General features: G+C 44.7%; 4 protein-coding genes and 1 riboswitch. All 4 genes read left to right on the forward strand.

Annotated elements, in window-relative coordinates; genetic code table 11:
* Window positions 1–2 precede the first annotated feature (2 nt).
* The 4 genes from MKY11_RS01960 to MKY11_RS01975 all read left to right on the forward strand — a co-directional run bounded on the left by MKY11_RS01960 (window position 3) and on the right by MKY11_RS01975 (window position 14,082).
* Window positions 3–1,094: an ABC transporter ATP-binding protein gene (locus tag MKY11_RS01960; RefSeq protein ID WP_160758268.1), complete on the forward strand. Its 1,092-nt coding sequence runs from the start codon at window positions 3–5 to the stop codon at window positions 1,092–1,094.
* Window positions 1,094–1,963, forward strand: coding sequence for an ABC transporter permease (locus MKY11_RS01965; RefSeq protein WP_008347830.1), 870 nt, complete (start codon window positions 1,094–1,096; stop codon window positions 1,961–1,963). Before MKY11_RS01960 ends, MKY11_RS01965 begins: the two co-directional genes overlap by 1 nt.
* Window positions 1,956–2,759, forward strand: a complete 804-nt coding sequence (locus MKY11_RS01970; RefSeq protein ID WP_008347828.1) for an ABC transporter permease — start codon at window positions 1,956–1,958, stop codon at window positions 2,757–2,759. Before MKY11_RS01965 ends, MKY11_RS01970 begins: the two co-directional genes overlap by 8 nt.
* Window positions 2,760–3,127: 368 nt before the next feature.
* Window positions 3,128–3,220: riboswitch (cyclic di-GMP riboswitch) on the forward strand.
* A 146-nt stretch (window positions 3,221–3,366) separates the two neighbouring features.
* A complete protein-coding gene (locus MKY11_RS01975; RefSeq protein WP_342501780.1) occupies window positions 3,367–14,082 on the forward strand; it encodes an amino acid adenylation domain-containing protein in 10,716 nt (3,571 codons plus the stop codon).
* The last annotated feature ends 3 nt before the right edge of the window (window positions 14,083–14,085 follow it).

Genomic DNA, 14,085 nt, shown 5'->3' on the forward strand with positions numbered 1-14,085 from the left:
GCATGAGTGGAATCAATTTAGAACATATCAGCCAGCATTTCGGCGAACAAATTGCTCTTGATGATGTCAGTCTTACGGTAAAAGAGGGGGAATTTTTCTCCCTTCTTGGCCCTAGTGGCTGCGGAAAATCAACTTTACTCAATATCATTGGTGGTTTTTTAGAACCAACAAAAGGAGTCGTCTATATTGGTGATCGGGATGTGACGACTTTACCTCCTTATCAAAGGAAAACGGGGATGGTCTTTCAAAGTTATGCACTTTTCCCACATCTCACCGTATTTGATAATGTTGCATATGGGTTGAAGGTTCAAAAGAAAAAGAAGGCGGAAATCAAGCAAAAGGTGATGGAGAGCTTGTCTCTTGTTCAATTAGAGTCATTTGCCAAACGTATGCCGCACCAATTAAGTGGTGGTCAGCAGCAACGGGTCGCAATTGCACGGGCACTTGCTATCCAGCCGGCTGTTCTCCTTCTTGATGAACCACTCAGTAATCTAGATGCAAAGCTAAGAAAAAATATGCAGACGGAGCTGCGAAATATTCAACGGAATGTCGGAATTACGACTATTCTTGTGACGCATGATCAGGAGGAAGCCTTAAGCCTTTCCGACCGAATTGGGATATTAGGTGAGGGGAAAATTCAGCAGATTGGGACACCTTTAGAAGTATATCGTCAGCCAAATAATCGTTTTGTTGCTGAATTTATCGGACAGGTCAATCTATTTGAAGCGGAGTATGATGAAGTTACTTCCACATACACTGTTCCACATTTCACTCAATCAAACGGGAAGCAAGTTCAGCTAAAAGCTGCCGCATTTAAAGAGAAGAGCGAGAAGCATTTACTCATGCTGCGTCCTGAGAGAATCAAGTTATCTTCTGGCGGGGAGGAAGTTCAGCCAAATCATGTCACAGGAATGTTGGCAGATGTCAGTTATATTGGGCACTCTTTACGTTTGGTCGTTGGGCTTGATCAAGGTGAAATCATTGTCCATGCATCAGACGCAGCATTTCCCGAGCTGCCTCAAGTTGGAGAAACTGTGCATATTCATTGGCAGCCTGAAGATATTGTTTTCTTAGATTCGAAGGTGCATGCGTGATGCGAATCAAAAAAAAGAATCAGCGCTTTCATTGGTTTATGCTGCTGCCAGCTTGTTTGTTTCTAGTTGTATTCCTTCTTGCTCCGCTTGTGATGATGTTTGTCCTCAGTTTTCGTGATGTGGATTCGATGATGAATACGTTACAATCCTATAGTTTGTCTCAATATTTACATGTGTTTACGACAGATGCATATGTGAAAGCAATTGGAAGTACTGTGTGGGTGGCCTTACAGACAACGGTGATTTGTTTATTGATGGCATATCCTGCAGCTTATGTGCTAGTGAAAGCACCTCATCCAAGATTGCGGGCTTTTTTCTATATCTTACTTGTATCGCCGCTTTTGACGAGTGTCGTCATTCGGACATTTGCATGGATCGTTCTTCTTTCGCAAAATGGCTTGATCAATGGCATGCTGATCGATTTACATCTGATTGAGAAACCGCTATCGATGCTGTGGAATATGAATGCGGTCATTATTGCTTATGTTCAAGTGATGCTGCCTTTTGCAGTGCTGCCTATTGCAACGAGCTTAACTGATATGGACCGTCACTTGAGACCGGCTTCTATGAGTCTTGGTGCTGGGCGTATACGGACATTTTTTCATGTGACCTTGCCGCTTACGATTCCAGGCATGATCACCGGAGCAATTATTGTCTTCTCACTTGCAGCAGGAAGTTATATTACTCCTCTGCTAGTCGGCGGACGGATGCAGCCGCTCTTGCCACTGTCCATTTATCAGCAGGTCATGCAGGTGTATAATTTGCCTCTTGCCGCTGCGATGTCTTTTACTTTATTGATTTGTGTGCTAGCGGTCGTCAGTCTATTAAGCTATCTATTGAAGCGTTGGGAGGCGAGGATGCATGCGTAAAAAATCAATAAGTGACCGTTTGCTTTCGGTTCTGATATGGACCGCAGGCTCACTCGTTTATCTCTTTTTAACCGTACCTGTTCTTGTCATTGTTCTTTCTGCTTTTAGCCCGAATGCCTTTCCTGAATTCCCGCCGACTTCATTTTCCGTTCGTTGGTTTCATGAGGTCGTGTCGAATCCAGAATGGATGGAATCTTTGCGTATCAGCGTGATTCTGTTATTGATTGTGACGCCACTTACTGTTCTTTTAGGAACGATGGCTTCTTATGCTTTAGCAAGGCTTTCCTTTAAGGGAAAGGAAGCTGTTCAAGCCTTTATTTTGTCACCTCTTATGATTCCTCAGGTGGTATTAGGGATTGCGATGCTGTATTTGTTTACGGCTATGGGTTTTACAGGGTCTTTGTGGGCATTAGTCATAGGGCATGTCATCATTGGTTTTCCTTATGTGGTACGAACCGTAGGTGTCAGTGTTTCAAATCTTGATCCACGTCTTGAGCTAGCTTCCATGAATCTTGGTGCAGGGCCCATACGTACTTTCTTTCGTGTGACACTGCCCTTGATCAAGCCGGGCATTATCGCAGGTGGAGTGTTTTCTGCTGTGACATCATTTGGTGAAATCTCGATTAGTTTGTTCGTTTCTTCACCTCAAACCATTACGATTCCCGTGAGGACGTTTAATTACATTGAGCAAACTTTTGATCCGAGTGTCAATGCGATATCTGTCATATTTATTATCATTTCTATCATTGCGTTGCTCATTATTGAGAAAACGATTGGTCTGTCTAAGGTGATGTAAATATAATGAAGAAACAAGGAGCTGTCATTTGAAATGACAGCTCTTTTTGTATTGTTTTTTATGGTAAAAATATTCAAAGTTTTAGGGAATATAGTTCTTAAGATTTAAGAAAATGCGAGGCGTGATAGGAGACCTCTCTCCTACATTTTCGGTCATATTTGCAAAATTTAAGGAAAAACATGAAATTTTTGCGGTAATTGGTCATTTATTTTCGGTGAAACGCAACTATTATTAGTTATTTTCGGTAAATATCGTAAATTATGATGTGATCCCTTCGGCATAACGCATGAATCTTTACACCCATTTTTCGGTGAAAAAAACAATAATTTCATATAAAGTGGACGTAAATAGAAAATATCTAAAAGAAAAGAAGAAAAAGGCAAATCTATGGAAACATAGAGACGCAAAGCCATGTCCTAAGGTAAAAGTTTCTTTTTTACTATGGTCGGCAGGTTACCGAATCAAAATGGGAGTCCCTCCGTTTTATTCGGGGTGGGCTCCTTTTCTGTTATTCGTCTATTTTGATGAAATAGACTTGGTTCTTTTGATATAGAGGGTGCAGGGTATCACATTTGGTGGAGAAAACATAGAAGAGCGGAGGATAAGAATGAGTACAGTTTATTACCCCTTAACACATGCGCAAAAGCGAGTATTCTACACGGAAAGATTTTATCCAGGCACAAGTATTTCTAATTTGGGTGGGTTTGCCAAGTTAAGATCGGTATCAGGTCTAAATCCTTCTTTGATCGTTGATGTGCTTCAAGCGTACATTCGTGAAACTGATTCTCTTCGTTTAAGGCTGGTGTATCAACATGAGCAGGAGGAGCCCGTTCAATATATCAAGCCATATGAAAAACAGCCGATTCGTTTGGTGAAAGGATGGAGTGAAAAGGAAGTCAGGGCGTGGGCGAACGAGGAGATTCGTGAGCCGATGGAACTGATTGACCGTTCCTTAATCGAATTTACGGTCTTTCAAATCAGTGATCAAGAGTGCTGGCTGTTCTGTAAAGCACATCATATTGTGGCTGATGGTATTTCAATTATCTTGATGGGAAACCGAATCATTGATCTATACCATGACATGCTGCAGGGGACAGACATCTCCCCAATTGAAGACATTTCCTTCGTTGATCACATCATGAGTGAGCAAACGTATGAATCTTCTAAACGTTTTCAGAAAGACCAAGCTTTTTGGAACGAGCAATTTGCCAATATTCCAGATTTCGCTTCTTTAACACCGCATAAAGGTTACGAGATGAGTTTGCATGCGGAGAGATTTTCAGGGGATATTCCAGATGCTTTAAAGGAGAAGCTTCGAGTTTTTTGTGAAGAAGAGAAAGTCAGTATGCTTTCTATGTTTATGTCCGCTGTCTATATTTACTTGCACCGATTTAGCGGCATGGAGGATGTGGTCCTTGGAACCTTTATGGGCAATCGGACAAATGCAAAGGAAAAAAAGATGATTGGGATGTTTGTGTCGACCATTCCGATGCGCGCATCTGTGCAAGGATCTCTCACGTTTCTTGATTTCGTGAAGCAAGTCATGGCGGATCAGATGAAGATCTTGCGTCATCAAAAATATCCTTACAATGTGCTCATGAATGATTTAAGGGAAAGAGATGGATTTACAGGACGCCTGTTTGATATTTCTTTAGAGTATCAGGTCATGCAGTGGCAGAAAAAAGAGAATCTTTCGTTCATTACGGAGCCGATTTTTAGTGGAAGCGGAATGAATGATATATCGATTCATGTGAAAGACCGCTGGGATACAGATACATTGACCATTGATTTGGATTACCGTACAGATCTATTTAGTGAAGACGATATGAGTAAGCTGTTTGATCGATTGATGATTCTGCTGGAGGCGGCAGTCTCTCAGCCAGATCAGCTGATTGGGGCTCTCTCTTTACTGCCAGCAGATGAACAAAAGCAGCTGCTTCAATTATCTAAGGGAGAAGCATTTGATTTACCAGGAGCGAAACCAGTTCACCACTTATTTGATGAGGTAGCTAAAAAGTATTCAGAACGGGCAGCTGTGGTAGCGGAAAATGGAACGTTCACTTATGGAGAGCTGTATCAAAAAGCGGACAAACTGGCACGATTTTTACAGATGAAAGGTGTCTCGCGTGATGTACCAGTTGCCGTTTTAATGGAACGGACGGCAGATGCGATGGTTGCCATTTTTGGGATACTAAAAGCTGGCGGTGCATATGTACCGATCGATCCAGCATTACCTGAGGAACGCATTCAATTTATTGTAGAAGATTCTGGTGCTTCTATCGTTTTAACAGAAGAATCGTTTGTTCAGCGATATTCATCCATTGCGGAAAAAATGATTGTCCAGCAGCATATGGAATTAGAAGATCGTCCGCTACCTGAGCTGATCGATCAGACGACATCACAGGATTTGGCTTATCTCATTTATACATCGGGTACGACTGGAAAGCCGAAGGGAGTGATGATCGAGCATCTTCAGCTGCATCATTTGGTTCATGCTCTGCATCACGAAGTGTATGAGGGGGCAAATCAGCTTCAAGTGGCGCTTCTTGCACCATTCCATTTCGATGCATCTGTTAAACAAATCTTTGCTGCTCTTTTATTTGGACATACGCTTCATATTGTGCCAAGAGAAACGACACGAAACGGTGTACAGCTAGCGGCTTATTACAAAGAACAACAAATTGAAGCAACAGATGGAACGCCAGCACATGTGCAGCTTTTACTTGCAGCGGATTTGGAAGGGCTTGCACTGACTCACATGCTGATTGGGGGAGAAGCACTCCCTGCGAAAGCAGCGCAGGCGCTGATTGAAGCTGTGCGTGTCAGCCAGCCCGATTTTGCCTTGTGGAATGTGTATGGTCCGACAGAAACGTGTGTGGATGCGGCGGTTCACCGTCTAGATCTCAGTGAGCTGCAGAAGTCACCAGAACAGCGCTATGTGTCAATTGGAAAGCCACTGGGCCATCATCGGATTTATATTTTAAATGAACATGAACAACTACAGGTGCAGGGAGCTGTGGGAGAACTATGCATTGCGGGAATAGGAGTGGGACGGGGCTATGTGAATCAGCCTGAATTGACGGAGAAGGCATTCAGACCAGATCCATTTTTTCCTGAAGACCGGATGTATCGCACAGGTGATGTAGTGAGATGGCTTCCAGACGGCACTATTGATTACCTTGGAAGAATAGATGACCAAGTAAAAATAAGAGGTTACCGCATCGAAACAGGTGAAATTGAGGCAGTCATGGAGCAGGTAGACGGAGTCGATCAGGCTGTCGTGCTTGTCGTGGATGAACCGGACGGTGGAAAGGCTTTAAGTGCTTACTATCAAGCACGACAAGAATTTCTTTCCGTGGACACCCTGCAAGCCGCTATCAAACATCAGCTGCCAGCTTATATGATGCCGCTTTATTTCAAGCAGCTGGAGGCATTTCCACTGACAGTTAGCGGGAAAGTCGACCGGCGTGCGCTTGCTGCTTTAAAAGGAGACAAGGCTGTCAGTGTTGTTTATGTAGCGCCTAGAAACGATGTAGAAACGAAGCTTGTTCGTTTGTGGGAAGACGTTCTTCATCAAGAGAACATAGGTGTGTACGACTCATTCTTTGACCTAGGCGGGCATTCACTCAAAGCGATGAAAGTTCTTACACTCGTTCAGCGGGCTTTTCAAGTGGAGGTCCCTTTATCGGTTTTATTTGAACAGCAAACAATTGCAGCACTTGCTGGTTATATTGAACAAGCGGAAAAGTCTTCACAAGTGGTCATACCGAAAGCACCGACTGCCGCCGATTATCCACTGTCACCAGCGCAGCAGCGTGTTTATATGGTGACTCAGCTGGAGCAGAGCATCGCCTATCATATGCCTGCCGTTGTGAAATTAAGAGGAACGCTGCAACGAGAGAAGTTGGAGGGAGCTTTTGAAAAACTGATCGCACGTCATGATATGCTGCGCACTTCTTTTCATACAGTCAAAGGAGTCCCTCGTCAGCGGGTAGCTTCATCCGTTCCATTTCAAATAGAACAGGTGACAGGCAGCACGATGGAAGAGAACATGCGTCAATTTGTCCGACCTTTTTATCTTGAGCAGGCTCCGCTTTTGCGTGTTGGGCTACAGTCTTTACATGATCAGGAGCATCTTCTCTATTTCGATATGCATCATCTGATTTCAGATGGTCTTTCAATTGATTTGATGCTGCGTGAGTTGTCTGACGCATATGAGGGATTAGTGAAAGCGCCATTGAAGCTTCAATATCAAGATTATGCTGTTTGGCAAGAACAACAGGCAGAGCAAGGCGGTCAAATAGATGAAGCATTCTGGCTGAAAGAATTTTCAGGAGATATCCCTGCTTTGCAGCTGCTAACGGATTATCAGCGTCCCGCTGTCCAGTCTTTCGCTGGAGACCGCGTTCTCAGAAACATCGATGAGACGTTAACAGGCCGTTTGCAGGAGCTTGCAGCGAATCATCATACGACGCTGTATACCGTGTTGCTTTCTGCTTACTATACATTGCTTGCGAAATACACAGGTCAAAAGGAGTTTGTGGTGGGGACGCCAACAGCAGGCAGGGTGCATGCAGATTTGAATGACATGATCGGCATGTTTGTCCAAACACTTGCTTTACGTTCAGAGGTAGATCCGAACGCTTCAATGACACAGTTGATTGAGCAAGTAAAGGAAAAGACGATGAGGGCGTTTGAGCATCAGCAATATCCATTCGAGCGGCTGCTTGAAAAGCTAAATGTGCAAAGAGATTTTAGCCGCCATCCATTGTTTGATACGGTCTTTACTCTGACGCCAGATCACTCAACAACCCAGCATATTGGAGAGATGAAAGTCGAAGTCGAGGAAACCAATTTCCATATTGCGAAGTTTGATCTCACACTTCAAGCGACGGAGTCAAGTCATGGTCTTTCCTTTGTTCTCGATTACAGTACGGCGTTATTTAAACGAAGTACTGCCGAGCAGATGCTCAAGCATTATGTTTATCTTCTGGAGCAGATGGTCGAAGTGCCGGAGCAAGCGATTCAATCATACCGCTTACTGTCTGAACAAGAGGCAGCGGCTCAATTGAAGATGTGGAACCCGTTACCTACGCCTTATCCTGCGGAAGAAACCATTGTGACGCAATTTGAATCACAAGTACAGCAGCATGGTCACCAGCCTGCTTTGCAATATAAAGATGAGGTTCTTTCTTATCAAGAGCTGAATCGCAGAGTGAACCAGCTGGCTCATTATTTACACGAACATGGTTTTGAAAAAGGGATGAAAGCGGCTTTATTCTTTGAACGTTCTAATGAGATGGTGCTGTCCGTTTTAGCTGTGCTAAAGGCTGGCGGTGTCTATGTGCCAATCGATCCTGACTTCCCTGATGAGCGCATCAAGCACTTTTTGACAGATAGTGGTGCACAGTTTGTCCTGACCCATCAGGTGCTGCGTCATCGTTCTGTGCTTACTGCGTTTGAAGGGAAAATCATAGAAACAGAAGATCAAGCCGTTGATCAGCAGTCAGAGAGCAATCCAGTTGTATGTGTTTCGCCTTTGGACTTGGCGAATTTGACCTACACATCTGGTACGACAGGCAAACCTAAAGGGAACATGGTGACGCATCGGAACATTTTGAGAACAGTGAAGCAGTCGAATTATCTCACCATTCATCATGAAGACACGGTGATGAGCCTTTCAAACTATGTATTTGATGCATTTATGTTTGATGTGTTTGGTGCTTTATTGAACGGAGCGAAACTCATTGTTTTGCCAAAGGATCACATTTTAAATATGAATGAGCTTTCTGGCGCGATTGAGAAGGAAAAAGTCAGTATTTTAATGATCACGACCGCTCTATTTCACTTACTGATTGATATGAAAAAAGGCAGCCTGAAAAACGTCAGAAAAGTGCTGTTTGGCGGGGAACGTGCTTCTGTGCCGCATGTTGTGGCAGCGCTTGAAACGGTTGGAGAAGACAAACTCATTCATATGTATGGACCTTCTGAAAGCACGATTTTCACAACGTATTATCCGGTGAATCACATTGAAGAACAAGCACTGTCGATTCCGATCGGAAAGCCGGTGAGTCAAACGGCTGTTTATATTGTCGATGAGTTTGGACATGTGCAGCCGCCGGGAGTTGCTGGAGAGCTTTGTGTTGCAGGTGATGGACTGGTCAAGGGGTATTATCAACAGCCAGAACTAACGAGCGAAAAGTTTGTTGAAAATCCTTTCCGATCTGGTGAAGTCATGTACAAAACGGGCGATCTCGCACGATGGCTGTCAAATGGAGATATTGAATTCATTGGGCGAATCGATCATCAAGTCAAGATTCGAGGTCAGCGTATCGAGCTTGGCGAAATTGAACACCAGCTATTGCAGCATCCGCAAGTGAAGGAAGCCGTTGTCATTGCGATATCAAATGATACATTGTGTGCATATTTCACAGCAGAAGGTGCTGTTCCGCTGTCGGATTTACGTGAGCAAGCAGGACGAGAACTCCCTGTTTATATGATGCCAGCTTTCTTCATGCAATTAGACGAGCTACCACTAACGGGGAATGGCAAGGTAGACAGACGGGCATTACCTGTACCTGATGTAAGTGAGCAGGCGGCAAATGAATACGTCCCTCCTCAATCAGATACAGAGCGTATATTGGCACACATTTGGGAGGAAGTTCTTGAAGTGCCGAAAATCGGCAGACATGATCATTTCTTTGAATGCGGTGGTCATTCACTGCGCGGCATGAAAATGCTGAACAGGCTCTATGAAGAGATGCATGTGGAATGTCCTTTGAAAACATTATTTGAATCACCCACTTTAGAGGCGTTTGCGCATGCGGTGGATCAAACAGATCGAACTGAAATCAGACGAGTGGAAAAAGCGGATGAAGCGGCTTTTTATCCTGTGACATCTGCTCAGAAAAGATTGTTTGTTCTGCAAAAAATGACAGATGCCGAGCAGAGCTATCATATGCCAGCTGCTTTAAAGCTTGAAGGTGTATTTGATGAAAAACGATTTAAAAAAGCCATTGACCAGCTTGTTCATCGTCATGAAGCATTCCGTACGAGTTTTGACTTCGTTCAGGGTGAACCTGTTCAGCGAATTGAAGCGAATGTCTCTGTGAACATTGAAAACATCGAAGGGGATGGCCGAGACATTCAGCAATTAATGAATGATTTTATCCGTCCATTTGATGTAGGAAAAGCGCCGCTGCTCAGAGTGGGGCTTGTGTCTGAATCTTCGACTGTTCATTATTTGTTGATTGATATGCACCACATCATTTCAGATGGTGCGTCTGTCGGTATTTTAATTGATGAGCTATCGATCTTGTATCGAGGAGACGAACTTGATGAATTACCTATTCAATATAAGGATTATGCGGTTTGGTCAACAAGTGAAAAATTTCTTGCACAAAAAGAGGCTGAAGCGGCGTTTTGGTTGGAACAATTACAAGGAGAACTGCCTGTTTTGGCGCTGCCTGAGGATCTTCCGAGACCAAAGGTTCAGACGTTTGAAGGGGACCGCGTCGAATTCTCTATAGACGGTGCGCTTAAAGCGCAATTGGATGAGTTGGTTAGATCACTCAACAGTACAACTTATACAGTGCTGCTTGCTTGCTACAGTACGCTTTTAAGCAAGCTTTCGAGACAAGAAGACATCATGATCGGTTCTCCAGTGGTGGGCAGAACCCATCCTGATATTCAATCAGTCATCGGCATGTTTGTGAATACGCTGGCACTCAGAACAAAACCAGAAGGACATCAGACATTTTCTCAATTTGCGTCAACAGTTCATGAGCTTGTGTTAGCGGCAAATGAACACCAGCTTTACCCATTTGAAGAATTGGTGGACCAAGTACAAACGGTTCGCGACACAAGCCGCCATCCAATCTTTGATGTGGTGTTCTCGATGGAAAATGCAGATATTCGTGACCTGTCGATGGATGGACTTGATATCATTCCTCAGCCGTTCAATGAGAACATAGCGAAATTTGACTTAACCTTAACTGGAAACGAATCTGACGAGCAAATCGAGCTTGTGTTTGATTTTAATTCTTCTATCTTTGAACGGTCGTCGATTGAGAAGTGGAAGGAGTATTTCCTTTACTTGATCGAACAAATGGTGTCAGCACCAGATCAATTATTAGATCAGATGCAATTATTATCACCAGCGCAGCAGCAAAAACTGCTTGATGAATGGTCGGGCCCTTATCTAAATGTCCCGACAGATCAAACGGTTCATGCATTGATTGAGGCAAAGTCACAAGAAGTACCTCATCAAAAAGCCGCATCCTTCTGCGGCACAAGCTGGACGTATGAAGAACTGAACAACCGGGCGAATACAGTCGCCGCAAGACTTATGTCCAGCGGCACAAAACCGGGAGACCGCATCGGCATTCTCACACGTCCATCGCTTGAGATGACAGCCGCTGTTCTCGGAGTTCTCAAGGCAGGTGCGGCATTTGTGCCGATTGATGCCGATTATCCAGCGCAGCGCATTGCCTACATGCTGGAAGATTGCGGGGCAGAGGTCCTTCTGATTCAGAAAGGGCTCACTGCACCACCTTCTTTCACAGGTCATACCCTCTTCATAGAAGAGGCAGTAGAAGGAGAAGCACACGAGATTCAGGTTCCTATCAAACCAACGGATCTCGCCTATATGATTTACACATCTGGAACGACTGGACAGCCGAAGGGTGTCATGGTCGAGCACCAGTCCCTTGTCAATCTTGCTTTTTGGCACAATGATGCTTTCCAGGTGACGAAACAAGACCGAACCGCCAAATATGCTGGCTTTGGCTTTGATGCCTCCATTTGGGAGATGTTCCCGACGTGGATGGCCGGCGCAGAGCTCCATATCATCGACGAAGCGATTCGCCTCGATATGATCAAGCTCAATTCGTATTTTAATCACGAAGGCATTACCATTGCGTTCCTGCCAACACAGCTATGTGAGCAGTTTATGTCGATGGACAATCATTCTCTCCGTTACTTACTGACAGGCGGGGACAAGCTAAAACAGGTGAAACCTGTTCCATACAAACTCGTCAATAACTACGGCCCAACAGAAAATACGGTCGTGGCGACAAGCGGGATCATTGATCCAGATCAAGGCACGCTTCCTATCGGAACAGCGATTGCCAATACTCGTTTTTACATTATGGGTTCGTTATATGACCTCTCGCCGCAAGGCGTACCGGGTGAGCTCGTGATTGCGGGGAAAGGACTGGCAAGAGGCTACTGGAATCTCCCAGAGGAAACGAACAAACGGTTTGTCCCAGATCCGTTTTATCCTGGAGAGCGCATGTACCGTACAGGCGACTTGGTGAAATGGACAGAGGATGGCGAGCTGATCTACCTCGGTAGAAAAGACCATCAAGTGAACATCCGCGGATTCCGTATTGAGCTGTCAGAAATTGAAGCGCAGCTCCTTGCGCTGGATTCAGTCCAAGAAGCCGTCGTGACAACGGTCAAAGATGCAAGTGATCAAGACGCTCTTGTCGCTTACGTCATCACAGATGAAGAAGCGGCCACTTTGAAAGAAAGCTTAAAGCATACCTTGCCTGACTATATGGTGCCATCATGGATCATCAAGCTAGACCAACTGCCGATGACGGCAAATGGCAAAGTGGATCTCAAAGCACTGCCAGCACCTGATGTGGAAGCGAATCAAACAGCATACGAAGCCCCAAGAGATGAAGTGGAAGCACTGCTTTGCGGCATTTGGGAAGATGTGCTTGGCGTCAGCCAAGTTGGTATTCACGACCATTTCTTCTTCCTTGGCGGAGATTCGATTAAAGGCATCCAAATGGCAAGCAGACTCACGCAAGAAGGCTGGAAGCTCGATATGAAACTGCTTTTCCAATATCCAACGATTGCGGAGCTACGACCATATATCGAAGAAGCGGACCTTCTCACAGCTGATCAATCACCTGTGGAAGGGGAAGTCATTTTAACACCAATTCAGCGCTGGTTCTTTGAACGGAACTTCAGCAGCCAACATCATTGGAATCAGTCCGTTATGCTCCATGCGGCAAATGGTTTGGATGAAGTGCTTGTCAAACAAGTGCTCGAGCAGATGATGACCCATCATGATGCTTTGCGATTGGTTTATCCGGTAGAAGAAGGACGCATCATCCAGCGTCATCGTGGAGTAGACGAAAACGATGTAGCGGTGGACGTGATAGAAGTACAAGGAGAACGATCACAGCAAATCCAGCAGGTAGAAAAGCTAGCAAATGAAGTGCAGGCGAGTATTTCTTTAACAGAGGGACCATTAGTCAAACCTGCGATTTTCCGTACGGATCATGGGGATCACTTATTGCTCGTTGTACATCACCTTGTCATTGATGGTGTGTCATGGCGTATTTTCCTTGAAGACTTCATGGCTCTTTATGAGCAGGCGAAGCGTGGGGAGGAGCTGACACTTCCTGAAAAAACACATTCATTCCAAGCATATGCCCAGAAGTTGACGGAATACGCAGTGTCAGATGAGCTGCTGGCAGAAAGGGACTATTGGAAAAAGGTACTTGGGCATTTAACTGCACCTCTGCAAAAGGATCGTGTCACAGGGGATCAAAGAATGCTGCATACAAAAACCATTCGCTTTACGCTGTCTGAGGAAGAAACACGCAGCCTACTGACAGAAGTACATGAGGCGTACCACACGGAAATCAACGACATTTTGCTAACCGCTTTAGGATTGACCCTGAAAGAGTGGACAGGAGAAGACAGGCACTTTATTCACCTTGAAGGACATGGAAGGGAAGACATCCTTCCGGCGGTCAATGTGTCGCGGACCATCGGCTGGTTTACGAGCATGTATCCTGTGCTGCTTGATTTGTCGCATGCGGAGGATCTTTCGTATCAAATCAAGCTTTTGAAAGAAGAGCTCAGACACATTCCGAACAAGGGAATCGGCTATGGCGTTTTAAAATACTTAACGCCTGACAAAATGAAGGACGGTCTCGCATTTGATATCACGCCAGATATCAGCTTTAACTATCTTGGTCAGTTTGATGAACAGATTGGCGGGGGTGAACTAAGTCGATCCAGATGGCAGGCAGGTCAATCATTAAGTCCAGAATCAGAGAAACCTCATGCATTAGATATTGTTGGTTTCGTAGAACAGGGCATGTTCCATATGACGATGTCCTATCACCAGCTTGAATTCGAAGAGCAAACGATGGAACAGTTCAAGGACCTTTTAGAAAAGAACGTGAAGGCACTCATCTCACATTGTGTATCACAAGATGAAGCGCAAATTACGCCTAGTGATGTAGGAGACGATGACCTGACCATGGATGAACTTGAAAAGCTAATGGATATATTTTAAGCA

This window comes from Bacillus sp. FSL W7-1085, assembly GCF_038595035.1.
Taxonomy (GTDB): domain Bacteria; phylum Bacillota; class Bacilli; order Bacillales; family Bacillaceae; genus Bacillus; species Bacillus altitudinis.

Bases quoted from the DNA above. Each gene is read 5' to 3' on its own strand.
- MKY11_RS01960 (WP_160758268.1), top strand. From the start codon at position 3: ATGAGTGGAATCAATTTAGAACATATCAGCCAGCATTTCGGCGAACAA.
- MKY11_RS01965 (WP_008347830.1), top strand. From the start codon at position 1,094: ATGCGAATCAAAAAAAAGAATCAGCGCTTTCATTGGTTTATGCTGCTG.
- MKY11_RS01970 (WP_008347828.1), top strand. From the start codon at position 1,956: ATGCGTAAAAAATCAATAAGTGACCGTTTGCTTTCGGTTCTGATATGG.
- MKY11_RS01975 (WP_342501780.1), top strand. From the start codon at position 3,367: ATGAGTACAGTTTATTACCCCTTAACACATGCGCAAAAGCGAGTATTC.